This window comes from Vibrio sp. 10N.261.55.A10, assembly GCF_041470825.1.
GTDB classification, from domain to species: domain Bacteria; phylum Pseudomonadota; class Gammaproteobacteria; order Enterobacterales; family Vibrionaceae; genus Vibrio; species Vibrio crassostreae_C.
Genome location: NZ_JBFRNC010000045.1, coordinates 70,119 through 94,923, shown reverse-complemented (window position 1 = coordinate 94,923; position 24,805 = coordinate 70,119). Strand labels below are relative to the sequence as shown.

Here is a 24,805-nt window from a genome sequence, read left to right as displayed (position 1 = left end):
CTATTGGGGGTCAGTTCAAAGTAAGCGGCTTTTTTATTTTCTATTGTGAATGATTTACAGTAGTCAGACAGAGGCGTGAGTTTGGGCGTGCTATCGTCATGCTCAGCTTTGAAATTTTTGATTGATAGAAAGAGTGTGTTCTAAACGGGTTTATAAGTACCGAAGAAGTGTGAGTATCTTGAAGTATTCTGTTACTTTTTAGTGCAACTCAATGGTGCTATTTGTATGTGTTCAGTTGATTATTTGAGTGGGTGTCTGATTCTGTGATTGGCGATGAAAAATAATAAAGATTAATTAGCACAGCTATTGATAAACTTGTTGTTACATTTCTTTGCACATAAAAAAACACCGCCCATAAGGCGGTGTAAACAAATTTGACAGACAGGTCAAAATAAATACAGGAAGTACATGCCTCGTTGCAGTATAAACTGCAACAAAACATTTGGTAGAACTCTACCCAACTCGAAAAGAACGAGTTTGCAAACACAACATCGCAGGAGCTAAGCCAATTGATTCTAGAGAGAATCAAGCCGTTCAGGCTAGCTGCTGCGGGATGAAATATAGAATTTCTCTGGCTGCTAGGCAATGGACAAATTATAATGTTTCAGATAAAAAAAACTAATGCTTATTTAGAGAGTAACTATGTCTCGTCGATTACCCCCATTAAACTCGCTAAGAGTGTTTGAAGCTGCAGCTCGACACTTGAGTTTTACGCGTGCTGCAGAAGAGTTGTTTGTTACTCAAGCGGCAGTCAGTCATCAGATCAAAGCGCTTGAAGAATTCTTATCTTTGAAGCTGTTTCGCCGAAGAAACCGCTCTTTGCTGCTAACTGAAGAAGGTCAAAGCTACTTCTTAGATATCAAAGATATTTTCACATCACTAGCAGAAGCGACAGACAAAGTGCTGGAGCGAAGTGAGAAGGGCGCATTGACCATCAGTTTACCGCCGAGTTTTGCTATTCAATGGTTGGTACCAAGGCTCGCTGACTTTAATCAGCAAGAGCCTGATATTGATGTAAGAATCAAAGCCGTTGATATGGATGAAGGCTCGCTAACCGATGATGTAGACGTCGCTATCTATTATGGCCGAGGGAATTGGTCGGGGCTCAGAGCCGATAAACTTTACCAAGAATACTTAATTCCTCTTTGCTCACCTTCCGTGCTGCTAGGAGCTAAACCTTTAGAATCTCTCAGTGATTTGGCATGTCATACGCTACTGCATGATACATCTCGAAAGGATTGGAAACAGTTTGCTAAGCAAAATGGTATTGATGGGGTAAACGTTAATCACGGCCCTATCTTCAGTCACTCAACCATGGTGCTGCAGGCAGCGGCTCACGGCCAGGGCATTGCTCTGGGTAACAACGTGTTGGCGCAGCCTGAAATCGAAGCGGGTCGTTTGATTGCGCCTTTTGATGAAGTGTTGGTGAGTAAGAACGCCTTCTATGTGGTTTGTCATGAGAAACAAGCCGACATGGGTCGTATTGCTACCTTCCGCGACTGGATGCTAGCGAAAGCGCAAAGTGAACAAGAGGGCTTACTCGATGAATAACGTCATCATTGATGGTGAAGACAATCCCATCACCTTTATCTTTGCCCATGGTGCTGGCGCAGGCATGGAGCATGAGTTCATGCAGTCGGTAGCCAAAGGGTTAGCCTTTAAAGGGATACGAGTGATTCGTTTCAACTTCCCTTACATGATTAAACGTGCTGAAGATGGTAAGCGTCGTCCACCTGACAGAGCGCCTAAGCTACTTGAAGCCTATCAAGAGATTATTGAGCAGGTTGATGCCGATAAGCTTGTGATTGGTGGTAAGTCGATGGGAGGGCGTATGGCGAGCCATTTGTCTGAACTTGATAAGGTGGCCGCAATGGCGTGTTTAGGCTTTCCTTTCCACCCATCAGGTAAACCCGAGAAATACAAAGGTGAGCATCTGGCTGAGTTAGCAAAGCCATGCCTCATTTTACAAGGTGAGCGCGATACCTTTGGTAAGCGTGAAGAGTTTGCTGATTTTGATCTGTCTGATTCTATTCGTGTTGAATTTATTCCCGATGGCGACCACAGCTTTAAACCTCGTAAGAGTTCTGGTTACACCGAGCAGCAGAATATTGCGTTAACCGTTGAGAAGTTATCAGCGTTTATCAAAGAGGTACTCAATGAGAAGTAAGTATTTACTCACGTTTGCTGGCATCTCTGGTGCGGTTGCTGTGATGCTTGGCGCCTTTGCAGCTCACGGTTTGAAAGCTATCTTGTCTGAATATCTGCTAGGCGTGTTTGAGACGGGTGTTCAGTACCAATTTATCCATACTCTAGCGATATTGGCGTGTGGCGCTCTGCTGCAGATGAAACTTGGCGCTAAATCACAAAAATATTTTTTCATTGCGGCAATTTGCTTTATCATCGGCATCCTTTGTTTTAGTGGCAGCCTTTATGGCTTGGCACTGACAGGAATAAAATGGTTTGGCCCTATCACTCCGTTTGGTGGTCTACTATTTATCATTGGTTGGGGAGTCTTCTCCTTCGCTGCTTTGAATATAAAAGAGGTAACTCAGTGAAACACGTACTACTTTATTGTCGCTCTGGTTTTGAAAAAGAATGTGCTGGCGAAATTCAAGACAAGGCAACACAACTGGAAGTGTTTGGTTTTCCTCGCCTAAAGAACAATACAGGTTTTGTATTGTTTGAATGTTACCAAGCAGGTGAAGCGGACAAGTTGATCAAAGAGATCGATTTCCAATCACTGATCTTTGCTCGTCAAATGTTGGCAGTGGCTGTTGAAATTAAAGACCTGCCAACCGATGACCGTATTTCTCCAATTCTTGAGGCGCTTTCTGAGAAAGAAGGTTTCCCTCGTTGTGGTGATATCCGTATTGAAACGCCAGATACTAACGAAGCAAAAGAGCTTTTGAAGTTCTGCCGTAAATTTACCGTGCCGATGCGTCAAGCGATGCGTGGTAAAGGCCTGATGACAGCGAAAGATAACGCTAAGAAGCCTGTGCTTCATTTATGCTTCATCGCTCCGGGCCACTGTTTTGTTGGTTACTCTTACCCAACGAACAACTCCCAGTTCTTTATGGGTATCCCTCGTCTGAAGTTCCCATCAGATGCGCCAAGCCGTTCTACATTGAAGCTAGAAGAAGCATTCCACGTATTCATCCCTCGTGATGAGTGGGACGAGCGTTTGGCTCCAGGTATGTGGGGTGTTGATTTAGGTGCATGTCCAGGTGGTTGGACTTACCAATTGGTTAAGCGCTCGATGTTCGTTCACTGTGTTGATAACGGCATGATGGCAGACAGCCTAATGGAAACAGGTCAAATTAAGCACCACATGGTGGATGGCTTTAAGTTTGAACCAGACCGTAAGAACGTAACTTGGATTATCTGTGACATGGTTGAGAAGCCAGCTCGTGTTGCTCACCTTATGGGTGAGTGGATCATCAAAGGCTGGGCGAAAGAAGCACTGTTCAACCTTAAACTGCCTATGAAAGGCCGTTACGATGAAGTACTGCAAGATATCGAGAACCTAAAAGTGTTCCTGATTGAGAATAAAGTGAAGTTCAAGATGCAGGCTAAGCACCTTTACCACGATCGCGAAGAGATCACGGTCCACATTCAGGCGCTTTCAAACATCTCACCGCACTAATATTTACGTTAGTGTGTCAGTGATAAAAAATGCTCCTTTAAGGGGCATTTTTTGTATCAATATTATCGAGTCACAGCGACTTAAGCGTTTGCTTCGTAACGAATATCTTGCAGGTTGAACCCTAAATCAATATCGGTTTTGAGTGCCGATACTTGCTTACATACACGAGCGGATTCGATGTGTTCGTCGAACTTCTTACGATATTTTTTCGGCAGATCTTCTGCTTGATAGGCCGCTTCGATATCTGGGTAAGTGGTCAATATCTCTTTGGCTGCTTTTGGCCCGATACCTGGGATGCCCGGTACTTGGCTTGAGCTTACGCCCGTTAATCCCCAGTAATCCGCCAGTTGTTCAGGTTTAACGCCAAACTCAGCTTCGATAAAGGGTTTATCTAACCAGCGGTGCTGGAAGTAATCTCGGATCTGAAGCGTTGGTGACAACAGTTGGCAGTAGCCCTTATCCGTCGAGACGATGGTGACGGTTTCTCCGTGGTCAGCCACTTTCTTTGCCAGTGTTGCGACGAGATCATCCGCTTCATCGCCATCAGACAGCAGTGAATCAATGCCTAACTCCCACCAAGCTTGTTGAATAGCATCAAGGCCTTTCATCAATGGTTCTGGCATCGGTTTACGATTCTGCTTATAAGCAGGAAGCACATCTGCGCGCCAGCCACGGTCTTGTAAATGGTGATCAAATACCGCGATGATGTGGGTGGGCTTTGATTCATTCAGAATCTTATTGAGAGTGCGAATTGTGGTGGTAATGGTTCTTGCTATATCGGTTGGATCCGGCTGAACAGAGTGCACGCGTCGGATGAGGTTTAAGGCATCGATAATAACAAGATGGATAGACATAAGTTTCCACTAAATAGGCAATAAAAAAGGGGCTGCTAGCCCCTTATAGTAACGTATCACTTGGTGAGTTGAAACGTTGGTAACGTAAACGCCTTAATCACGTGAGGCGATTTTATAGCAAGGCACGTAGTCGGTCCCTCCCGGTAACTTCATTCGATGTTGCTCAACAAAGTCATTCAGCAGTTGGTCCATCTTGGTCATTAGCTCTTTGTCGCCATCAATTAGGAATGGGCCGTGCTTCTCGATCTCCAGAATACCCTCTGCTTTGACGTTACCAGCCACAATGCCTGAGAACGCTTTACGTAAATTAGCGGCTAGGCTTTCTGTTTTTTGGTCCATATGAAGATCAAGCGCCGCCATAGATTCGTGTGTTGGGTCGAATGGCAGTTGGAACTCAGGCTCAATATGCAGTGACCAGTTGTAGCTGTAGGCATCGCCAGTCTCTTTACGGTGAGAGCGCACATCTGGCATCGCTTGTTTCATGATTTTCGCAGCGCGTGCTGGGTCATCAATCACGATTTCATAATGTTTCTGTGCATCAGGCCCTAGAGTTTCACCAATGAACTTATCGATCGAGCGGAAATACGCTTCACTCTCTTTCGAGCCAGTTAGGACAATCGGCATTGGCTGCTCGGCGTTATTCGGGTGCATCATGATCCCTAAGATGTACAGCAGCTCTTCGGCCGTGCCTGGGCCGCCTGGGAAAATGATGATGCCATGCGCCATACGAACGAATGCCTCAAGACGCTTCTCGATATCTGGCATGATCACCAGTTCGTTTACTATCGGGTTTGGTGGCTCAGCGGCAATGATTGAAGGCTCTGTCAGCCCTAAGTAACGATGATCAGTATAACGTTGCTTAGCGTGACCAATAGCCGCGCCTTTCATTGGCCCTTCCATCGCACCCGGTCCACAACCGGTACAGATGTTCAGTTCACGGAGGCCGAGCTCATTACCGACTTCACGAGTGTATTGGTATTCGCTGGCATTAATAGAGTGACCACCCCAACATACAATCAGGTTAGGCTCGATGCCCGGCGTAAGTGCGCCTGCATTCCTCAGAATACCAAATACGAGGTTGGTAATGTGAGTGGCATTAGTCAGGTTGAGCCTTTGGTTATCTGCGAGGTGCATGTTGACGTAAACAATGTCACGCAGCACTGAAAATAGGTGTTCTTGGATACCCTTGATGATCTCACCATCGACAAAGGCATGCTCTGGTGGGTTGCTCAGCTCGAGTTTGATACCACGCTCACGTCGCACTACCTCAACATCAAACGATTGATACTTGTCGAGTAGCTCTTTGGAGTTGTCGGTATGGCTACCCGAGTTCAGGACCGCTAACGTACAGTTGCGATACAGTTGGTACAGATCACTAGACGCGGTTTTCTTAAGACGCTCAACCTCAAGTTGAGAGAGTAAATCCATGCTACCGGCAGGGCTGATATGAGTGATCATAGTGCCTCCTTGTTGAAAAGAGCAGGGGACGTTGAAGTGACCCTCTGGCTCGAGAGTGAGAAGCAAACGTTGAAAGTGTTTGGTTAAAGGTAGGAGAGAGTTAACCAGACGAAACGGATACGACAGCGTTGCTTGCCATGAATGCTTGTTAAGCGAATGTTAATCATTAGCTTAGCAAACATTGAGGGAAATGGTATGTGATAAGTATTTGAAAAAATGAAATAAATTAAATCTAGGGCTGGCCTAGTGCCAAACAAGTTGGTTGGTACCGCGTTGTTTTGCTTTATTTAGAGTCTTATTGAGTCGCTCTAGCACTTCTTCAGGTGTATCTGACTCTTTAAACTGAGTACTTGCCGCGCATAAAGTGATCGTGATTTGCTGGTCACGGAATTTAAAGGGCAGGCGGCTTACTTGAGTTTGAATGTTCTGAATCACCTGATGGCAATATTCATCGGTTTGCTCTGGCAGCAATAACACAAACTCTTCACCTGAAAAACGTGCCACAGTATCGGTGGTGCCTGCTTCTTTGGTAATAGTTCTTGCGATGATCTTGAGTGCTTTGTCGCCCGCGGTGTAACCAAAGCTATCGTTAATTGCTTTGAAGTTGTCGATGTCGAGCAGTACTACGCGTAGCGAGTGTTGAGCGCGGATCCAGCGGCGATACTCAAGCTCTAAGCGATCAGTAAAGGCAGTGCGATTGTAAACCTTGGTTAGAGGATCAAGCAGCATACGCTGAGCCTGATCTTCCAAGCGCTTACGGTAATCTTGCGTCACTTCATAGAGTGAATCTAACTGAGTCTTTCCGTAACTCATTCTCTCTATCAGAGCTTGTTCTTTTTGCTCTGCGTGGTTCAGCCTTTCCGAAAGAGAGGCGATTTCACTGAGTAGCGGATTAATCGACAGCTTTAAACTATCAATATCTTTCGCTTTATCTACCGAGCTTTGGCTTCTAGTGACTAGTTCATTTAACTCAGAGTTTAGACCTTGTCGGTGCTCAAAGTAGCTCTGGCTCTGGTCGGCATTTTGGTCTGCCGTTTTGATGCTGGACGCTAAAGAAGAATTAAGCTGATCGATGAATTGTTCAGACTTCTTACGCTCTAGGTTGGTGCCTTCAATTACCAGTTTGAGGATCTGAAGTGTCAGCTCAAGCAGATTTTGTGTGGAAACACCCAGTAGCAGTTTCGCTCGAATATCGGTAAGCAAATCACCCGATTCACCCTCGAAATCGAGTTCAGTGATCAGATGTTGTAATTCGTTTGATAGGTCGGAAAGGAGTTCTTGTTCCGGAGAATGCGTAACGTCGGCAAAATGAGTGCGTGAGTTATTCGCCATAATCTTTATGGCACGCTCATAAATACCGAGAAGTTTCATGGCGTGGTCGACTTTCTGACTGCCATTGCATTCGGAGAAGCTAAGTAAGTTTCGTAGGTCGCGTTTGAGCTGTGCTGGAAGGCCAGTTATGCGCTGCAGCGTTTCCCCACTGTGCTTAATGCTATCGTCCAGATACCCGTTCTGTTTATCCATAGCCAACGTTTTCTGCTTAAGCATCCTTTCTAATACTGCCAGTTTTGGGATCATTGAGCTAATGTCTTTTTGCTTTTCTAGCTCTTCCCTAAGGGCAATGAGGTTTTCATCTAAATGGCTGTTACTACCAACACATGCATCACTTAAAGACGTGACGATACGCTTTAGAACTTTCTGTTCTCTAATAAACTTGAACGAGGTGTCTCTTTGCGTCAAACGGACCTGCTCCAACTGAGATTTCAGCTGGTGGAGTTGCGCCTGAATGTCTTTTTCAAGAATGCCCATAGATGTATTTATTAGCGCCGCGTAGACCGATCTCGATCATTTTGATGAAATTCCGTTACATCGATAATAACAAAACTAAAAATAAGGTCACGACTTGCTGCTCTTAACCGCTCGCAAATCAGTCATCTTTTAGCATTTTTTTGATGTTGTCCTCATTCTGGTACGAGGATTGTATTTTTATTAACCCTTGATTAATCGCATGTTTACACGCTTCTCTTATGTTACCAGTTGCAAGGCTCGCTGCTGGTGCATTATCGATAGCTTTTAGATAGACCCATTGGCTACTGCGCTCTTTGAGACTGATCTCACGGGCGAGATTGGTCGACATCAACAATACGTCGAGCAGCTCTTGATCGTTAATTGCGGTGTAAGCGCGTGGCAAGAATGGGTAGTCAGCGATGCCCATACGGACCGTTCGGTTGATGTTTCGCTCTGTTTCGAAGTCATTCACCCAAGACTGAATCTTTCTGAACATGTCCTCAGGCGACAAATCACGGTCCGCGTTTGGCTCGATATAAAGCAGGTTCGCATCCGAGAAGTGGTAGACACGAGCTGGGCCTTCAAGCTTAGATTTTAGGAATTCACCGAAAGCGTCTTCCAGTTCTAGACCGGCTTTGTAACCGTTCTGCGTGTACATATTGCGTAAGAACGGTAAATCAATCATCACGAAGCGTAAGCGGTCGTTGAGTGGCTCATGAATCAATTCGCCAAGTTGCCACTGTTCGAAGGTCTGGCTGGTTTGTTCTAGCGAATTGGACAGCTTGGCATTCAGCATTCTGAGGTTCGGGAGCTTAGATCGTGAGTGCGTAAACAGGTCTGTTCGTAGTGAGTCGACTTCTTTGGCTAAGGTTTGAATGAGGTAGCCACGGCGAAGCACAAAGAAGAACAAGATAATACTGAACAAGAATAGGGCGAACGATATTTTCTGGAACTTGCGATGCTCTAGTTTGTACTTTTCTAGCTCTTGCGCTTGGCCTGCGTAGTGCAGGGTTTGTTCGGCAAATTCTTTCTGTTGACGGAACGCGTCTTCGCCAACACGGTTGAGTTTTTGCTGCTCTAGAGAGACAAGGCTGTTGTATTGCTTGAGGTTTGCCAATGCTTGCTGTGGACGACCTGCCTGTTCATAACCCAAAGAAAGTAAGTAGTACGAGCGTTGTGAAAGGCGCATGTTCTCTATCTGGCGTGAGATCTCAAGTGCACGTGTCGCATGCTTTATCACGTCTTCGCTTTCTTGTAGGTGATACGCTAACCCTGCAGATAACAGTGCAGCACGGCCTTCCAGCTTTGGAATGTCGGTATATTCCAGCAGCTCAAGGGCACGGGTTAGGTACTGTTCTGCTAGAGGGTAGTTATAAAGGCGTAAGTAGGTCGCCGATAGACTTAGTCGGATATCAATGACTTGGTGGATATCTCGGTCAGTGCTTTCGTGATCAAGAACGTTGAAGAAGTGTACCAAGGCAAGGTTATATTTCCCTTGATAGAAGTACACATCCCCCATTTTCTTAAGCACTTGTGCTAAGACAGGCGAGTTTTCAAAGTTGTCATAGAAATCAGCGGCTTGAGATAGGTGTTCTAACGCTTTATCCAACACTTGGCGCTCAAAGAAAAGCTGCGCAAGTAGGCGGTTGACCTTGGCCAAACGTGAACTTAGATTGCCCTCTACTGATTTCCAGTAGCCATACAACAACTCGGATAACGCGTGGTTGTACTCTTTGTGAGTCAGATAAAACTCGCCGACGGAGATATGGTAGTCGATGGTGACTTTTTCAGAGTAACGTTGATCGAGATAGGTTTTGGCTTCTTGATAGAACTTTTCGGCTTCATCGATCTTGTTGTCGTAAGAGGCGATGTCGGCTTTCAACATGATCAAGCGATAGGTAATGCCTTCCGTTAAGCGTAAGGTTTTATTCACCGACTCTAGATTTGTTTCAATGTTAGTGAGCTCTGATTTTGCTTTGGCTGATTTTCTATCACTCAGCCAAAGTAAGCGAACTTTTAGGATCTGAAGATCTATTTTTAGGTAATCAAGCTTATAGGTTTGCGCTAGCTCGGAGGCTTTGTCGATGTGCTGAATCGCAATACGCATATTGCCAAGGTTGTATTCCGCTTTGGCTAAGATCTTATACGCATCGATACTGCTGTTTGGTGTTCGAATCGAGGAGTCTGTCTCTTCGCGAGAAATAGCTGAAGGGCTTTTCTCGCGTTGATCAGAAAGGACACGCAGCGTTAGGTAGCTGTTGGCCATTTGTTTTGCTTGGCTCGGATCGATCTCAACCAAATTATTGGCTTCATTGAGTAGCGCCGACGAATAAACCGACGCATTGACCGATGTGCTTAAGCTTAAAATAAATAGACTAACAACGTATAACCAACGCATTTCAATGTCCCTTTAAAGATTTGGTAGGTTCAAATAAGTGTGGGTGGTTCTCGCCTGATTATTGGCGAGCCATACGCTTATTGTGGCTTGGTCTATCTTGCTCTGTTGAACGGTATGGGTTGATATCCAGACCACCACGACGTGTGTAACGTGCGAACACAGTTAGCTTCGAAGGTGCACAGTATTTCATGATGTCAGTGAAGATACGCTCAACACATTGTTCGTGGAATTCATTGTGCTCACGGAAAGAAACTAAATAGCGTAGCAGAGCTTCACGGTCAATTTGCTTACCAGAATATGCGATCTCAACGCTGCCCCAATCCGGTTGATTGGTGATCAAACAGTTCGACTTCAATAGGTGGCTGTGCAGTGTTTCTTCAACGTCTTGTTCGCCAGCAGCGCCTTCAAGCAGCGACGCTTCAAAATCATAGCTAGTGATTTGGATATCTTGGTTGTCGATACAGTCACCCTCCATCGTCACGATAGGTTGGTTCGTGTAGTCGGTTACTGAGTTTACATTCACAATCACAGGTTCGCCTGCACATGCAGACAAATCTTGGGTCAGGCGCTCGGTTACTTGATCCCAGTTTTCAAATTGAGTCTGGTTATAGCTGTTTAGGTACAGCTTGAAAGATTTTGATTCAATTAAATTTTGGCTGGTGGCTGGGATGAAAACTTCGCCCACCGCTACTTGTGGTAGACCATTGGTGTTTAGCCACGAAAGCTCGTACATCGTCCAAATATCATGACCAACAAAAGGCAGCTCGCCGTTTAGCGCAAGATCATCGCGATTAAGGCTACGAGGTACTGGCTGCAATAAACTTGCATCGTATTGGTTAGAGTACTCAGTTTTTTGGCCAAGGGTTAAACCCGCTAGCTCTTTTGCGTCAGAATATTTGCTCATACTTTCGTTTCAAATTCGATTAGAATGGGGTCGATTTTACTGAATCCCCCTTACCCTGTCATTAAGTCATCGCTTAATCGGCGCGGAAAGGGCTCGGATTCTATTTATTATTTTGTGTTTAGGAGATTTTCATGACTCAACGTGCTCAAGACGCACTACTTTCTTTTAGTCAGCGATACGTTGACGCGTGGAAGCAGAAACACCAAAGCTTACCTCGTAATGAGGAGTTGGTGGACATCGAATCGCCATGCGTAGAAGAAAAGAGTGGCGATGCCGTGTTGTGGAAGCACTATCCACGTGAGCAATTCGCGGATTTCACCAACGTTGAAACCGGTATTGAGTTGACTCTGCATGAAGACATCAAAACTTTCTACGGCGCACAATTCAGCGCAGATATGAACGCAACTTTCGATGGTAACGAATTGACTCTGTTACAGATTTGGAGTGATGAAGACTTCGAATGCCTACAAGAAAACATTTTGGGTCACCTAGTAACTCAGCGTCGCTTGAAGCTAAAACCAACGGTTTTCATTGCCGCGACCGATGCTGAGCTGGATGTTATCTCTATCTGTAACCTAACGGGTAACGTGATTTTGGAGCGCTTAGGTACCAAAAATCGTGATGTGCTCGCCGAGACATTGGCAGAATTTTTAGAAAAGCTACAACCAGCGGTATAAATAGATGTACGTACTAGAACTTCAATTTGAGTGTTTTGATAACACAACGGTAAGCGCTGTCGACAAGGCGGTTAATGGCTTAATGGATGCACTTCGTTATAACGGACAAGTGTTAGGTCGTGAGTTCCCAATCGTGATGGGCGATGGGGAATTCTATGTTCGCGTTGTGTGCCCGGAGCAAGATAGCTTGCACCCGCGGAATCACTCAGACTTTGTGAAAGTGTGTTTTGATCGCTTGTCTAACGCGAGCCTACTAGCGCCTAAAATGCGTTTGCTAGGTCGAGATCTGAACTCAGAAGAAGTGGCAGAAGATGAAACACCAAGCTGGCAGGTGTTATACACGACATTCGTGCACACCTGTTCACCGCTGCGTAGTGGCGATAGCTTGCTACCAATCCCTTTGTATCGCAATCCACCTACCTTCAATGGCGACCATAAAGCCGTGTTGAAATGGCAGACCGAATGGCAAGCCTGTGATGAAGTACAAATGGGTGGTGGTTGTCGCGCGGAACATGCAACGCTAACCGAGATCAGTGACACGAAGAGTGTGCTGTTTAAACGCGGTTGGGGTCTAAGAGGGCGCATTGAGTATCTGACTAAGGTTCCAACCTACTACTACTTATACCGTGTCGGTGGGATCAGCCTGAAAGATGAAAAAGAGCGCAAATGCCCGCAATGTGGTGGTGAATGGCTGCTAGATGCGCCTATCCACGATATTTTCTATTTCAAGTGTGATGACTGCCGATTGGTGTCAAACATCTCTTGGGATCACCTGAAGTAATCGACTTTGTTTCGCTTAAATCTGAGATGCTTTACTTTCTAGCAAATCTTTATCATTAAAAAAGGGGCTGACGTTATGTCAGCCCCTTCGGGTATCTATACAGTGCTGTCGTTTAGTTGATTACCAACCTTTAACGACGCCACCTTGGAAGATGTCAGAAGCTGCGTTGTACACTTCTTCAGTTTGGTAAGCTTTAACGAAGTTTTGTACGTTTTCAGCGTTTAGGTTGTCTTCACGAGAAACGATTAGGTTTACGTAAGGAGAATCTTTGTCTTCAACGAATACGCCATCTTTTTGTGGAGTCAGGTTGATAGAGCTCGCGTAAGTTGTGTTGATGATAGATAGAGCAACATCATCAAGAGAACGTGGCAGTTGAGCTGCGTCTAGTTCAACAATCGTTAGGTTCTTAGGGTTACCCACGATGTCGCGAACTGTAGCTAGAAGACCTGCGCCTTCACGAAGTTCAAGAAGACCTTGTTGCTCAAGAAGAAGTAGAGAGCGACCTAGGTTTGTAGGGTCGTTTGGTACAGCAATACGAGCACCGTCTTGGATTTCGTCTACCGATTTCACTTCTTTAGAGTAACCCGCAATTGGGTAAACAAACGTGTTACCAGCGATAGTTAGCTTGTAGCCACGGTCAGCCACTTGCTGATCTAGGTACGGTGCGTGTTGGAATGCGTTGATGTCGATAGAACCATCATCTAGAGCTGCGTTTGGTGTTACGTAATCCGTGAAAGTAACCAGTTCAACGTCTAGGCCGTATTTCTCTTTCGCTACTTTAGCTGCCACTTCAGCAACTTGCGCTTCTGCACCTGCCATTACGCCAACTTTTACTTTAGAAGTATCCACTTCTTTATCGCCACAACCTGCTAGAACTAGCGCTGAAGCTGCTGCTGCGATAGTTAGTAAACCTTTAAGGTTAAATTTCATAATAATCTCCTTTTAATAAATCTATTTAATTAGGTTCAGACGACTCTACTCTTTATGTGTGAGTCTTTATCTGTGGTCAACGCGGCGAACTAATGAATCACCGATTGATTGAATAATTTGTACCAGCACAATCAACATCACTACTGTCACAGCCATGATGGTCACATCGTAGCGGTGGAATCCGTAACGAATCGCGACATCACCTAGGCCACCACCGCCTACAGTACCGGCCATTGCTGAGTAGCTCACCAGAGTCACTAGCGTAATCGTTACTGAGTTGATGATAGTCGGTAGTGCTTCTGGAAGCAGAACCTTATTGATGATTTGTGTTGGTGTTGCGCCCATTGATTGGGCCGCTTCCACTAGACCTGTTGGTACTTCAAGTAGTGCACTTTCGATAAGTCGAGCCACGAATGGGATAGCGCCAATCGTCAGTGGAACAATCGCTGCTGTTGTACCGATGAAAGTACCAATCAGCATCTTAGTCAGTGGAATAATCGCAACCATCAAAACTAAGAAAGGTACTGAACGACCCACGTTCACAATCGCACCTAGAATCTTGTTTACTTTGGTGTTCTCTAACAGGCCACCTTTTTTAGTCGTATGCAGAATCACGCCTAGTGGAATACCGACCGCGAAGCCAACAATGCCTGCAACAGCAACCATGTAAAGCGTTTCGCCTGTTGCGCCTAATAGAAGGTTACCGTTAAGGCTGATCCAGTCAGCAATCTCGTTGAAACTAAAGGACATAACCAAGCACCTCTACTTTTACATTGTTGTCGCGTAGGAATTGGATAGCAGCATTATCATCTGCTTCATTACCGAACAGTTCAGCGACCATCATGCCGAACTTCACGCCACCGGCGTAATCAAGGTCAGAACTTAAGATGCTGACATCGATATTGAATTTACGTGCGATTTGCGTCATTAGCGGAGCATCAACCGTTGCACCAGTAAACTCAAGACGCACCAGCGGGTAGCTGCTGTTTACGCGAGTCTCTTGCAAACGTGCTTGGTAATCTTCAGGGATCGTCAGATCCAACGTTGAGCGAATAAACTGATGCGCTAGCTCTGTCTTCGGATGAGCAAAGATGTCACCGACTGTACCTTTCTCTACCAATTCACCGCCGCCAATGATCGCAACCTCGTGACAAATGCTTTTAACCACATCCATCTCGTGTGTAATAAGCAGGATAGTGATGTTCAGCTTGCGGTTGATTTCACGCAGCAGCTCAAGGATAGATTGAGTTGTTGCTGGATCCAATGCGCTGGTGGCTTCATCACATAGCAGTACTTTCGGGTCAGAGGCCAGTGCGCGAGCAATCGCCACACGCTGCTTTTGACCACCACTTAGGTTTGCCGGGTAGGTGTCACGCTTATCAGCAAGGCCAACCAGTTCAAGTAACTCGCTGACTTTCGCTTCAATAATCGCTTTATCTTTACCAGCAAGTTCTAGAGGCAGTGCTACATTGTTAAATACAGTACGAGAAGACAGCAGGTTGAAGTGCTGGAATATCATGCCGATGTTACGGCGCGCTTCGCTAAGTTCTGATTTGCTGAGTTTTGTTAGGTCGATACCGTCAACAATCACTTCACCAGAGGTCGGAGCTTCCAACATATTTACACAACGGATCAGGGTACTTTTGCCTGCACCAGAAGAGCCGATGACTCCAAAGATTTGACCTTGAGGAATGTGGAGGTTGATATCAATTAAGGCATTGATTTCTTTAGTGCCTTGATAAAAAACCTTGTTGACTTGATTCACTTTAATCATAGAGAAACCCGTGCAGGTAGAACAGAATAATATGTCGATAGCTCGCTCGATTTACAGACGATGCTATGGTGTTCTATGATCTAAGTCAATAGATATTTTTACGTCTAGACGGCTAAACGTCGATTGTATGGCTAAGCTAGAAACAAATCGTTAACGAACGCAAAACTAAATAGATAGTGATGAAGCAAATAAAGCGTGTAATAATTAATGATTAATAGAGAGTTGATAGAGAACAAAATTTTGTCTAAACCTGCTGTTTTTTTAGATCGTGATGGAGTGATTAACGTTGATCACGGCTACGTACATGATGAGCATGACTTTGAATACATCGATGGTGTGTTTGAAGCGGCGAAAGCGTTTAAAGATATGGGTTATTTATTGGTGCTAGTGACCAACCAATCTGGTATTGCTCGCGGCATGTTTAGTGAAGACCGTTTTCTTTCTTTAACGCAGTGGATGGATTGGAACTTTGTTGATAATGGTGTCGAGCTCGATGGCATTTATTACTGTCCTCACCACGCTGAGCACGGTATTGGTGACTACAAGCAAGATTGTGAATGTCGTAAGCCAAAGCCAGGCATGTTCATTTCTGCTCGTGACTTTCTGAAGATTGATATGGCTAACTCGGTCATGATCGGCGATAAAGCGGAAGACATGATGGCTGCAGAAGCAGCAGGTGTTGGTACTAAAGTCTTGGTAAGAACGGGTAAACCCATCACTGAAAAAGGTGAAGCGTTGGCTAGCGTGGTACTTGATAGCATTAAAGACGTACCCGCTTTCTTAAAAGGCTAAACGTTTTATTTATCACTAAGGTATGGACCTATCATTAGGCACTTACATTAGGTTTGTTCGAACCTGTGAATAGGCTAAGTGTCGTTGACTATATAAAGATGAGGAACGAAGTATGAAAGCTATGTTGGTAGCATCTCTATGTACAGTAGCATTGGTTGGGTGCTCTAAATCAGCAGCCCCTGAGACTGATAGCGCAACATCGAATGATCAATTCGCGACTTATCAATGTGAGTCTGACGTCTCGTTTGATGTGTCTTACCTTGATAATGAAAAAGCGGTACTACGCTTGCCTGATAATGAATACCGCCTGACTCAAGTTCCAGCGGGCTCAGGAACCAAATACATCTTAGATGATGGCACTTCAGAGATGATTAACAGCATCACTTTGCGCACGAAAGGTGACAATGCGCGTCTAGAACTTGGTCGCGTAGTCTATCGAAATTGCCAAAAGTAAGTCATAGTAAGAACTGCTAGTATTTACAAACAGTTAAGTGAGGGAATCTACCCTCACTTTTTCTTCTCTTCCCTTTAACGTTAGACTTTTTATGAGCAAAAAACTCACTATTCTTGATATTGCAAAGCTGTCCGGTGTTGGTAAGTCAACCGTATCACGCGTTCTGACCAATGATCCAAAAGTGAAACCTGAAACCCGTGAAAGGGTGGAAAGAGTAATTCAAGAATCTGGGTACACGCCTTCAAAATCTGCGCAATCGATGCGCGGTGGCAGCCAAAAAGTCATCGGCGTGATTATCTCTCGTTTGGACTCTCCCTCTGAAAACAAAGCCGTTAGCACGATGCTGGCCGAGTTGTATCGAGCGGATTACGATGTCGTGATCATGGAAAGCCAACTTGATAGAGATAAAGCCAATGAGCACCTGCAAGTTCTAAAGCGTCGTAACGTTGATGGCATTATTGTATTTGGTTTTACTGACTGCGATATTCCGGCAATCGAAGCTTGGGAACACAAAGCGGTGGTGATTGCTCTGGATACCGAGAACGTGACGTCGATTAACTATGATAACCAACAGGTGATCAATAGTGCGTTGGTGCATTTATCGGATCAAGGGATCTCTGACATTGGCTTTATCGGGGTTGATCCTAGTGATAAATCAACCGGTGAACTGCGTCTTAAGGCTTATCTCGATTGGTGTGAAAACACAGGTTCGGTGGCAAACTATCGTACTGGTCAACTTCATCACGAAAGTGCTTATCAGCTGGTGGATGAGGTACTAACACCTAACACCCAAGCTATAGTCTGTGCTAGTGACACATTGGCTCTCGGTGTGATCAAACGTCTGCAAGAGCGACAACGTGAAGATGTGGTCGTCACCGGCGTTGGTGGTAATGATCTTCTCTCTTTCTTGTTCCCTCGAGTATTTAGCATTGATCCTGGGTATCAATCTGCAGGTAAATTGGCCGCTAATCTATTGATCTCTCAGCTTTTAGGCAATTCAGAGATCTCTCATCACACTCAATCTCCGATTCTATAATCCACTCAATTAAGCGAAATTGAACGGCTTAGATTAAAATTAGAGTGTGATCTCTTTCAATTAATGGGATTGTTCCCATTTTAATTTATCATTCATACGGGCATTATAATAACCGTAATTGGGAATGTTCCCATAAATCTAAGTCTGAGTGATTATAGCTTGCATGGTTTAGATGAGTAATTGAATGAAACCAGGGTGGGGTAGTATGAGTAAGATAGCGAAGCAAGACGTTGCGCGTCTTATCGAGTTAGTCGGTGGTAAAGAAAACATTGCGAGTGTCAGCCACTGTCTGACTCGACTGCGTTTTGTATTGAACGATACAGAGCAGGCCAACAAAGCTGAACTCGAAAAACTGAAGCTAGTAAAAGGCTGTTTTACTAATGCAGGCCAATTCCAAGTTGTGATTGGCACTGAAGTTGATGAAGTGTACGCACTTCTGATTGAACAGACAGGTAAAGAGGCATCATCAAAAGATGAGGCGAAGCTGGCTGCTCGTCAAAACATGAACTTCCTTGAGCGTGGTATCTCCCATTTAGCCGAAATTTTCGTACCACTGCTGCCTGCCATCATTACAGGTGGTTTGATTCTTGGTTTCCGTAATGTGATTGGCGACATTCGCATGTTCGACGGCAAAACCCTCGTTGAAATCAGTCAATTCTGGGCAACCGTTCACTCTTTCTTATGGTTGATCGGCGAAGCTATTTTCTTTTTCCTACCGGTTGGCGTGTGTTGGGCTACGGTTAAGAAGCTTGGCGGAACCCCTATTTTGGGTATCACGCTCGGTGTGACCTTAGTTTCACCACAACTCATGAACGCATACATGATAGGTAAATCGGTACCTGAGGTATGGGATTTTGGGCTGTTCGTGATTGAGAAGGTCGGTTATCAGGCTCAGGTGATCCCAGCGATGTTAGCGGGTGTGGCTTTGGCGTTCATTGAAACCAATCTTAAGCGTATCGTCCCTGCTTACTTGTACCTAGTGGTTGTGCCATTTGTATCGATTATTTTGTCTGTGATTCTAGCGCACGCTTTCATTGGCCCATTCGGTCGTATGTTAGGCGATGGTGTGGCATTCGCGGCTAAAGCTGCAATGACAGGTGATTTTGCGATTCTTGGTTCAGTGGTTTTTGGTTTCCTATACGCACCTTTGGTTATCACGGGTATTCACCACACCACCAACGCGGTGGATCTGCAACTGATGCAAGACTTAGGCGGGACACCAATTTGGCCTTTGATTGCACTATCAAACATTGCACAAGCATCGGCAGTAGTCGGCATCATTATCTTGAGTAAGCGTGAAGGTGAACGAGATATCTCGGTTCCTGCGGCAATCTCAGCCTACTTAGGTGTAACAGAGCCTGCGATGTACGGTATTAACCTTAAATACAAATTCCCAATGCTGAGCGCAATGATTGGTAGTGCTGTTGCAGCCGCGATTTGTGGCAGCGCAGGTGTGATGGCGAATGGTATCGGTGTCGGCGGCTTGCCGGGCATCCTATCGATTCAACCTCAATATTGGTCGATTTACCTAGTCGCGATGCTGGTGGCGATAGTACTGCCTATCACGCTAACCCTGTTTTTCTACAAGCGAGCCCAATCCAAGGGTGAGTTAGAAACCGCGAACGCGTAATGCATTGAATAAGCGATGACTCCAAAATGAGTTATCGCTTTTTCTCTTAGTTATAGCTTTTTCTTTTAGTTATAACGGCTATTCGACCATGATTCACATGGTGATTTTTATTTTATATTTTCTGGTAAGTGAGTGTTAGAGATGGCGATGACTGAACATGATGAAAGCTGGTGGAAAACCGCAACCATCTATCAAATCTACCCAAAGAGCTTCTGCGACAGTGGCAGTAAAGGTACTGGCGACATCAAAGGGATCATTTCGAAACTGGATTACCTCAAACATTTGAGTGTCGATGCGATTTGGCTAACCCCGGTTTACGCATCTCCTATGATCGATAATGGTTACGATATCTCAGACTACTACGCGATTAATCCTCAATTCGGCACCATGGAAGACTTCGACTTATTGCTGTCTGAAGCGCACCAACGTGGTATCCGTATCGTGATGGATATCGTGGTAAACCACACCTCGACAGAGCATGCATGGTTTCAATCTGCTTTGGGCGACAAAAACAGCTCTTACCGCGATTACTATATTTGGAAAGATCCCGTAGATGGTCAAGCACCAACCAACTGGCAGTCTAAGTTCGGTGGTAATGCATGGGAAATGGATGAAGCCACTGGTCAGTATTTCTTACATCTATTTGCGAAAGAACAGGCCGACCTCAACTGGGAGAACCCGGTTGTACGCGAAGAAGTAAAAGACGTTATCAGCTTCTGGGCAGAGAAGGGCGTCGATGGATTCCGTCTCGATGTCATTAACCTGATTTCAAAGCAGCAAGACTTCCCTAATGATGATATTGGCGATGGTCGTCGTTTCTATACCGATGGCCCGCGCGTACATGAATACCTAAAAGAGATCAGCGAAGCGGTATTCCAGAAGTACGGTAGCGTGACTGTAGGTGAGATGTCTTCAACTACGTTGGAGCATTGTCAGCAATACTCAAATGTTGATAACAGCGAGCTATCAATGGTGTTTAACTTCCACCACCTTAAGGTCGATTACACCAATGGTGAGAAATGGACCAACGCTCCCTTCGATTTCTTACAGCTCAAGTCAATCTTTAACCACTGGCAAACGGGATTGAATGGCAAAGGGTGGGGCGCACTATTCTGGTGTAACCACGACCAACCAAGAGTGGTGAGTCGCTTAGGTAACGATCAGCAATATCGCGTTGAATCAGCCAAGATGCTCGCCGCTTCTGTCCACATGATGCAGGGCACACCTTATATCTATCAAGGTGAAGAGATTGGCATGACTAACCCTAGCTATACTGAAATTAGCCAGTATCGTGATGTTGAGAGTACCAATATGTACGACATCATGGTGAACCGTGATGGTGTGGCTCATCAAGATATGATGGCGATTTTGGCGCAGAAGTCTCGTGATAACTCTCGTACACCAATGCAATGGAACAGTGAGCCTTACGCAGGGTTCTCACAAGCTCAGCCATGGCTTGATGTAGCGAATAATTACTCTGAGATTAACGCTGAGCAAGCACTGGAAGACAAAGACTCTGTTTTTTATTTCTATAAGAGCTTGATTGAGTTACGCAAACAAGTACCAGTGATTACGGATGGCAGCTATCAAGATCTATTGCCTGATCACTCATCCATTTTTGCATATGCACGTGAGAACGAAGGGCAAACCTTGCTGTGTATTAACAACTATTATGGTGAAGAGGCGGAGTGCGTTTTACCGGAACGTTTTGATATGACTAAGGCGAAGAGTCTGTTGTCTAACTATCAACAAGCGAACACTTCAGTTGCATTACATCATCAAGTCTTACGTCCTTACGAGACTCGTATTCTCTTGATTGAAGGTTAACCTTGTTTCATTTTAAGAAGCTTGATTCTTATTCCCCTTAAAGGATTGGGCTTCTACAAAGGCTTTGGAGTGCTCCCCAAAGCCTTTTTTGTTTTAGTGATGGCTGGAATATCGTGCCTCGAGTCTACTTGCGAGAAGTTTGAGCATCGAGTGCCAGCAACGACAGAGCAGGTAATGAACTTTAAGACGCGTAATTCACCGAGTAGCGAGTTGGTTTGTGGTTCATTGCCAATACGATGTTCAATACTGCGGTGCCTAATACAGATACGGCAATCACCCAAGGTGACACGAAGAAGAACGATGCAAACAGAATACACGCATCAATACCCATTTGTGTTTTGCCTACCGAGATACCGTAGCGGTCTTGGATAAACAAGCACAGTACGTTGAAGCCACCCAGACTTGAGCGGTGACGGAATAGGATTAGCATACCTAAGCCCATTAGTAAGCCGCCGGCAACAGCACAATAGATCTCGTTATGAACTTCTAGCGAGATAACTAAGTATAAATGATCGGCAAACACAGATACTAAAGCCCCTGAGATGGCACTGCTTATTGCGAAGTGACGGCCAAATCGTTTCCATGCTAATAAGTAGAATGGGCAATTAGCAATAAAGTACAAAATACCAAAGGTTACCGGCAAGAATTGACTCAAAAGCAGAGCCAAGCCAGTAGTGCCACCAGTAAGCAGGTTCGCTGACTGTAAAAAGAAGACGCCTAACGCCACTAAAAACGTGCCAGTGAGGATTGCTACCCAATCTTCTTTACGTGAGTGTTTTTCCATCGTTTTTATAATTACCTAACCAATAAAGGCGTGCATAGTAGAGAAAAACCTTAGCTTTCGGTAGCTTGAGGGGCAAAATTAAGGTAAACCTATGTAATCTGCGTTTTACAGGGTGTAAAGCGTAAAATTGACAGTAAGCGCCATCTTTGGTTGGATAAGCCAAATAACCATGATGAATCTTATTTGTGATTATGAAAAAACTGCATGATAAAATTGCAATTAGCTCTTTATGACCTAGATCAAATTATGTAGAATGCGTCACATCAAAACGGTGACGGAAACGTTTGCTTTCGGTCGTTGTGTGGTTTTTTTGAAACTTTCAGTACAATCTGAGTCAGGAGATACAGATGCTTAAGCGTGACATGAACATTGCTGATTACGATGCGGATCTATTCGCAGCTATCCAAGAAGAAACTCTTCGTCAGGAAGAGCATATCGAACTTATCGCTTCAGAAAACTACACAAGCCCACGTGTAATGGAAGCTCAAGGTTCTCAGCTAACAAACAAATACGCTGAAGGCTACCCAGGCAAGCGTTACTACGGTGGTTGTGAGTACGTAGACAAAGTTGAAACTCTAGCAATTGAACGTGCATGTGAACTATTTGGTGCAGAGTACGCAAACGTACAGCCTCACTCAGGTTCTCAAGCAAATAACGCTGTATACATGGCACTACTAAATGCAGGCGATACGGTTCTAGGTATGAGCCTAGCACACGGTGGTCACCTAACTCACGGTTCTCCAGTAAACTTCTCTGGTAAGCTTTACAACATCATCCCTTACGGTATCGATGAAGCGGGTCAAATCGATTACGAAGAGATGGAAAAGCTGGCTATCGAGAACAAGCCTAAGATGATCATCGGTGGTTTCTCTGCTTACTCTCAAATCTGTGATTGGAAGCGCATGCGTGAAATCGCTGACAAAGTAGGTGCTTACCTGTTCGTAGATATGGCTCACGTAGCAGGTCTAATCGCTGCAGGCGTTTACCCGAACCCAGTGCCACACGCTCACGTAGTAACTACAACGACGCACAAAACGCTTGCGGGTCCTCGTGGTGGTCTAATCCTTTCTAACGAAGGCGAAGATCTTTACAAGAAGCTGAACTCAGCAGTATTCCCAGGCGGCCAAGGTGGTCCTCTAATGCACGTTATCGCTGGTAAAGCAGTAGCGTTCAAAGAAGCTCTAGAGCCAGAGTTCAAAGAATACCAAGCACGCGTTGTTGCTAACGCAAAAGCAATGGTTGCTGAATTCCTAGCTCGTGGTTACAACATCGTTTCAGGTTCTACAGAGAACCACCTGTTCCTAGTTGACCTAATCAACAAAGACATCACAGGTAAAGAAGCAGATGCAGCACTAGGTGCAGCAAACATCACTGTAAACAAGAACTCAGTACCAAACGACCCACGTAGCCCATTCGTTACTTCAGGTATCCGTATCGGTTCTCCTTCTATCACTCGTCGCGGTTTCTCAGAAGCAGACGCGAAAGAGCTAGCAGGTTGGATCTGTGACATCCTAGATAACATGGGTGATGAGTCTGTTATCGAAGCGACTAAAGCAAAAGTACTAGAGATCTGTAAGCGTCTACCGGTTTACGCTTAATTTTTCTGGCTCAAATAGCTTAATTTCTGTGTCAAAGGTGCTCATTTACATTCGTAAACTCCGCGCCTTTTCCTTGAACTAAAGCTATTTGATTGAAAAATACGATTTGAAAGGCTCCTGTTGGGAGCTTTTTTTGTTTTTTTGGGTATTACGTTGTCGAGCATGCTCACTTACATTCGTAAGCTCCGCGTGCTCTCCTAGAATTTCAAACAACTACTTTGAAAAATATTGATACTAGAGGCTCCTTAATAGGGGCCTTTTTTGTACTTGGAAGTTTTAAAATTGTTGTCGAGCATGCTCACTTACACCCGTAATCTCTGCGTGCTCTCTTAGAATTTCAAACAACTACTTTGAAAAGCAATGATACTAGAGGCTTCTTTAAAGGAGCTATTTTTTGTATCTGGTGGCTGGTGGATTTGGGATTAAGAGTAAAGAAAAGCGGGTATTAAAAAGGGTTAATGCTTTCACATTAACCCTTTGGTATTTGGTAGTGTCGATTCTACTTTTTGATGCTAAGTAGGGTGCCTGACTTACACTTGAATGAGTAATAGTGGCGGCTCTCGTTGAATTTGCCTAAGCCTTCGCCATCGCAGTAGTCGATGTTGATATCACGCATTACTTCTAGTGTATCTTCGCTGTTCAAAGCGAATTTAGAGCCATCAGAGCAGACGATGCGAACTCGTTCATCATGGCTTACAGAGTAAATATCGACTTCAGTATTACACAGCTCAAAAGAGGCTTCGCGAAAGTTGTCTTGCTGAGTATTTGAAGCGCAACCTGCGGTGAGTGCGGCTGCGATAACGGCTAAAAGTCCGAGTCTTTTCATTGTTAATCCTTCACTATCATCAAGTTGAGTGATGAGTTTTATATGCTAGTTTAGGTAGCCTATACAACAATACGCTTTGGTTCAAGGCGCGTTCGTTGACTCTAAGATATAAAAGTATAGGTGCATACAGATAATTTATAATGGGTTTGCTGCGTGTTTCCTTATTACGTATCACCAACAAAAAAAGACCAACACAGAGGTTGGTCTTTAAATAGGAAGATTTTTTAAACGACTATCGAAACTGTTTAGCTTCTGGAAGATACTCAAAACCAGCAGACGCGAGCTTAGCGATTAAGGCTGCTTTGTCGATTTCGTAGAAGTTGACCACTCGATCCAAATCACCACCGAAGTCGTCACGTAGCTTCATGTTGACGATACTCATCAACATTACAGGATCCATTTTTTCAAAATTAGCGAGGTTCATATTAGTCCTCGAAATCTGAGATCAGCAGGTTTGCAGCGGCAAAGGCTGCACGCTCACGAGCTTCTTTAGGAAGAGATTCATCTGCAGCAAGGTCATTCAATGTTTTTACCGCGCAGGTGATCGCTTTAGGGATATAGCCTTGGTCGCCACTGCCAATTTGAGAATACAGTTCACGCACCAAATCACAACAATCGTATACTTTCATTTTTATACCTAACCAAATGATA

Annotated in this window: 24 protein-coding genes; 12 read left to right on the top strand and 12 right to left on the bottom strand. The window is 44.8% G+C overall.

The window, feature by feature from the left end:
• Positions 1-642: 642 nt before the first annotated feature.
• Genes AB4274_RS14630 through rlmM form a run of 4 tightly spaced genes read left to right on the top strand, consistent with a single transcriptional unit; the run spans position 643 to position 3,643 of the window.
• Positions 643-1,551 (top strand): transcriptional regulator GcvA, encoded by a 909-nt coding sequence (locus tag AB4274_RS14630; RefSeq protein ID WP_372112418.1) that lies wholly within the window; start codon positions 643-645, stop codon positions 1,549-1,551.
• Positions 1,544-2,167: an alpha/beta fold hydrolase gene (locus tag AB4274_RS14625; RefSeq protein WP_229647159.1), complete on the top strand. Its 624-nt coding sequence runs from the start codon at positions 1,544-1,546 to the stop codon at positions 2,165-2,167. The genes AB4274_RS14630 and AB4274_RS14625 overlap by 8 nt, the downstream gene beginning before the upstream one ends.
• A complete protein-coding gene (locus AB4274_RS14620) occupies positions 2,157-2,555 on the top strand; it encodes a DUF423 domain-containing protein (protein ID WP_102319950.1) in 399 nt (132 codons plus the stop codon). The genes AB4274_RS14625 and AB4274_RS14620 overlap by 11 nt, the downstream gene beginning before the upstream one ends.
• Positions 2,552-3,643: a 23S rRNA (cytidine(2498)-2'-O)-methyltransferase RlmM gene (gene rlmM / locus AB4274_RS14615; protein ID WP_017070491.1), complete on the top strand. Its 1,092-nt coding sequence runs from the start codon at positions 2,552-2,554 to the stop codon at positions 3,641-3,643. The genes AB4274_RS14620 and rlmM overlap by 4 nt, the downstream gene beginning before the upstream one ends.
• Before the next feature lie 80 nt (positions 3,644-3,723).
• Here the strand turns inward: rlmM and xni are convergent, their stop codons facing one another.
• The 5 genes from xni to queF form a co-directional block, all read right to left on the bottom strand.
• A complete protein-coding gene (xni, locus tag AB4274_RS14610) occupies positions 3,724-4,497 on the bottom strand; it encodes a flap endonuclease Xni (RefSeq protein ID WP_017069498.1) in 774 nt (257 codons plus the stop codon).
• A 93-nt stretch (positions 4,498-4,590) separates the two neighbouring features.
• Positions 4,591-5,955, bottom strand: coding sequence for a nucleotide 5'-monophosphate nucleosidase PpnN (ppnN, locus tag AB4274_RS14605; protein ID WP_017070492.1), 1,365 nt, complete (start codon positions 5,953-5,955; stop codon positions 4,591-4,593).
• 243 nt (positions 5,956-6,198) lie between these two features.
• On the bottom strand, positions 6,199-7,764 hold the full coding sequence (locus tag AB4274_RS14600) for a GGDEF domain-containing protein (RefSeq protein WP_372112415.1): 1,566 nt from the start codon (positions 7,762-7,764) through the stop codon (positions 6,199-6,201).
• A 118-nt stretch (positions 7,765-7,882) separates the two neighbouring features.
• Positions 7,883-10,141, bottom strand: coding sequence for a tetratricopeptide repeat protein (locus AB4274_RS14595; RefSeq protein ID WP_065584007.1), 2,259 nt, complete (start codon positions 10,139-10,141; stop codon positions 7,883-7,885).
• Positions 10,142-10,199: 58 nt separating this feature from the next.
• Positions 10,200-11,045, bottom strand: coding sequence for an NADPH-dependent 7-cyano-7-deazaguanine reductase QueF (gene queF / locus AB4274_RS14590; protein WP_065584006.1), 846 nt, complete (start codon positions 11,043-11,045; stop codon positions 10,200-10,202).
• A gap of 131 nt (positions 11,046-11,176) precedes the next feature.
• On the opposite strand from queF, the gene syd reads away from it, so the two are divergent.
• Both syd and AB4274_RS14580 read left to right on the top strand, forming a co-directional pair.
• Positions 11,177-11,722 carry a SecY-interacting protein gene (gene syd, locus AB4274_RS14585; RefSeq protein ID WP_017069494.1) on the top strand — a complete coding sequence of 182 codons (546 nt, stop codon included), beginning with the start codon at positions 11,177-11,179 and terminating at the stop codon, positions 11,720-11,722.
• 4 nt (positions 11,723-11,726) lie between these two features.
• A complete protein-coding gene (locus tag AB4274_RS14580; protein ID WP_017060766.1) occupies positions 11,727-12,503 on the top strand; it encodes a Zn-ribbon-containing protein in 777 nt (258 codons plus the stop codon).
• 120 nt (positions 12,504-12,623) lie between these two features.
• Here AB4274_RS14580 and AB4274_RS14575 read toward each other — a convergent pair whose 3' ends face one another.
• The 3 genes from AB4274_RS14575 to metN form a co-directional block, all read right to left on the bottom strand.
• Positions 12,624-13,433, bottom strand: a complete 810-nt coding sequence (locus AB4274_RS14575) for a MetQ/NlpA family lipoprotein (protein ID WP_017060765.1) — start codon at positions 13,431-13,433, stop codon at positions 12,624-12,626.
• A 66-nt stretch (positions 13,434-13,499) separates the two neighbouring features.
• Positions 13,500-14,183, bottom strand: coding sequence for a methionine ABC transporter permease (locus AB4274_RS14570; protein ID WP_017060764.1), 684 nt, complete (start codon positions 14,181-14,183; stop codon positions 13,500-13,502).
• On the bottom strand, positions 14,173-15,207 hold the full coding sequence (gene metN / locus AB4274_RS14565) for a methionine ABC transporter ATP-binding protein MetN (protein ID WP_017060763.1): 1,035 nt from the start codon (positions 15,205-15,207) through the stop codon (positions 14,173-14,175). Before metN ends, AB4274_RS14570 begins: the two co-directional genes overlap by 11 nt.
• Before the next feature lie 207 nt (positions 15,208-15,414).
• On the opposite strand from metN, the gene gmhB reads away from it, so the two are divergent.
• From gmhB to treC, 5 genes are all read left to right on the top strand, one after another.
• A complete protein-coding gene (gene gmhB, locus AB4274_RS14560; RefSeq protein ID WP_017060762.1) occupies positions 15,415-15,999 on the top strand; it encodes a D-glycero-beta-D-manno-heptose 1,7-bisphosphate 7-phosphatase in 585 nt (194 codons plus the stop codon).
• Between the two features lie 112 nt (positions 16,000-16,111).
• Entirely contained in the window at positions 16,112-16,453 is a 342-nt protein-coding gene (locus AB4274_RS14555; protein WP_017060761.1) for an MliC family protein, read from the top strand.
• A 91-nt stretch (positions 16,454-16,544) separates the two neighbouring features.
• Complete coding sequence (treR, locus tag AB4274_RS14550) at positions 16,545-17,489, top strand: trehalose operon repressor TreR (RefSeq protein WP_017071999.1); 945 nt, start codon at positions 16,545-16,547, stop codon at positions 17,487-17,489.
• Positions 17,490-17,694: 205 nt separating this feature from the next.
• Positions 17,695-19,119 carry a PTS trehalose transporter subunit IIBC gene (gene treB / locus AB4274_RS14545; RefSeq protein WP_017063347.1) on the top strand — a complete coding sequence of 475 codons (1,425 nt, stop codon included), beginning with the start codon at positions 17,695-17,697 and terminating at the stop codon, positions 19,117-19,119.
• A gap of 141 nt (positions 19,120-19,260) precedes the next feature.
• The gene (treC, locus tag AB4274_RS14540) at positions 19,261-20,946 is read left to right on the top strand and encodes an alpha,alpha-phosphotrehalase (RefSeq protein ID WP_372112413.1); all 1,686 of its coding nucleotides are present in this window, start codon (positions 19,261-19,263) and stop codon (positions 20,944-20,946) included.
• Positions 20,947-21,127: 181 nt separating this feature from the next.
• Here the strand turns inward: treC and AB4274_RS14535 are convergent, their stop codons facing one another.
• On the bottom strand, positions 21,128-21,730 hold the full coding sequence (locus AB4274_RS14535; RefSeq protein ID WP_372112411.1) for a YitT family protein: 603 nt from the start codon (positions 21,728-21,730) through the stop codon (positions 21,128-21,130).
• 347 nt (positions 21,731-22,077) lie between these two features.
• Between AB4274_RS14535 and glyA the strand changes: the two genes are divergently transcribed.
• Positions 22,078-23,328 carry a serine hydroxymethyltransferase gene (gene glyA / locus AB4274_RS14530; protein ID WP_017066387.1) on the top strand — a complete coding sequence of 417 codons (1,251 nt, stop codon included), beginning with the start codon at positions 22,078-22,080 and terminating at the stop codon, positions 23,326-23,328.
• A 499-nt stretch (positions 23,329-23,827) separates the two neighbouring features.
• Here glyA and AB4274_RS14525 read toward each other — a convergent pair whose 3' ends face one another.
• The 3 genes from AB4274_RS14525 to AB4274_RS14515 form a co-directional block, all read right to left on the bottom strand.
• On the bottom strand, positions 23,828-24,154 hold the full coding sequence (locus tag AB4274_RS14525) for a hypothetical protein (protein ID WP_102320137.1): 327 nt from the start codon (positions 24,152-24,154) through the stop codon (positions 23,828-23,830).
• Between the two features lie 232 nt (positions 24,155-24,386).
• Positions 24,387-24,578 carry a DUF4250 domain-containing protein gene (locus AB4274_RS14520; RefSeq protein WP_004738555.1) on the bottom strand — a complete coding sequence of 64 codons (192 nt, stop codon included), beginning with the start codon at positions 24,576-24,578 and terminating at the stop codon, positions 24,387-24,389.
• A 1-nt stretch (position 24,579) separates the two neighbouring features.
• The gene (locus AB4274_RS14515; protein WP_008222923.1) at positions 24,580-24,783 is read right to left on the bottom strand and encodes a YaeP family protein; all 204 of its coding nucleotides are present in this window, start codon (positions 24,781-24,783) and stop codon (positions 24,580-24,582) included.
• Positions 24,784-24,805 lie beyond the last annotated feature (22 nt).

Coding starts and splice junctions, on each gene's coding strand:
- AB4274_RS14630 (WP_372112418.1), top strand. CDS start 643: ATGTCTCGTCGATTACCCCCATTAAACTCGCTAAGAGTGTTTGAAGCT.
- AB4274_RS14625 (WP_229647159.1), top strand. CDS start 1,544: ATGAATAACGTCATCATTGATGGTGAAGACAATCCCATCACCTTTATC.
- AB4274_RS14620 (WP_102319950.1), top strand. CDS start 2,157: ATGAGAAGTAAGTATTTACTCACGTTTGCTGGCATCTCTGGTGCGGTT.
- xni (WP_017069498.1), bottom strand. CDS start 4,497: ATGTCTATCCATCTTGTTATTATCGATGCCTTAAACCTCATCCGACGC.
- ppnN (WP_017070492.1), bottom strand. CDS start 5,955: ATGATCACTCATATCAGCCCTGCCGGTAGCATGGATTTACTCTCTCAA.
- AB4274_RS14600 (WP_372112415.1), bottom strand. CDS start 7,764: ATGGGCATTCTTGAAAAAGACATTCAGGCGCAACTCCACCAGCTGAAA.
- AB4274_RS14595 (WP_065584007.1), bottom strand. CDS start 10,141: ATGCGTTGGTTATACGTTGTTAGTCTATTTATTTTAAGCTTAAGCACA.
- queF (WP_065584006.1), bottom strand. CDS start 11,045: ATGAGCAAATATTCTGACGCAAAAGAGCTAGCGGGTTTAACCCTTGGC.
- syd (WP_017069494.1), top strand. CDS start 11,177: ATGACTCAACGTGCTCAAGACGCACTACTTTCTTTTAGTCAGCGATAC.
- AB4274_RS14580 (WP_017060766.1), top strand. CDS start 11,727: ATGTACGTACTAGAACTTCAATTTGAGTGTTTTGATAACACAACGGTA.
- AB4274_RS14575 (WP_017060765.1), bottom strand. CDS start 13,433: ATGAAATTTAACCTTAAAGGTTTACTAACTATCGCAGCAGCAGCTTCA.
- AB4274_RS14570 (WP_017060764.1), bottom strand. CDS start 14,183: ATGTCCTTTAGTTTCAACGAGATTGCTGACTGGATCAGCCTTAACGGT.
- metN (WP_017060763.1), bottom strand. CDS start 15,207: ATGATTAAAGTGAATCAAGTCAACAAGGTTTTTTATCAAGGCACTAAA.
- gmhB (WP_017060762.1), top strand. CDS start 15,415: ATGATTAATAGAGAGTTGATAGAGAACAAAATTTTGTCTAAACCTGCT.
- AB4274_RS14555 (WP_017060761.1), top strand. CDS start 16,112: ATGAAAGCTATGTTGGTAGCATCTCTATGTACAGTAGCATTGGTTGGG.
- treR (WP_017071999.1), top strand. CDS start 16,545: ATGAGCAAAAAACTCACTATTCTTGATATTGCAAAGCTGTCCGGTGTT.
- treB (WP_017063347.1), top strand. CDS start 17,695: ATGAGTAAGATAGCGAAGCAAGACGTTGCGCGTCTTATCGAGTTAGTC.
- treC (WP_372112413.1), top strand. CDS start 19,261: ATGGCGATGACTGAACATGATGAAAGCTGGTGGAAAACCGCAACCATC.
- AB4274_RS14535 (WP_372112411.1), bottom strand. CDS start 21,730: ATGGAAAAACACTCACGTAAAGAAGATTGGGTAGCAATCCTCACTGGC.
- glyA (WP_017066387.1), top strand. CDS start 22,078: ATGCTTAAGCGTGACATGAACATTGCTGATTACGATGCGGATCTATTC.
- AB4274_RS14525 (WP_102320137.1), bottom strand. CDS start 24,154: ATGAAAAGACTCGGACTTTTAGCCGTTATCGCAGCCGCACTCACCGCA.
- AB4274_RS14520 (WP_004738555.1), bottom strand. CDS start 24,578: ATGAACCTCGCTAATTTTGAAAAAATGGATCCTGTAATGTTGATGAGT.
- AB4274_RS14515 (WP_008222923.1), bottom strand. CDS start 24,783: ATGAAAGTATACGATTGTTGTGATTTGGTGCGTGAACTGTATTCTCAA.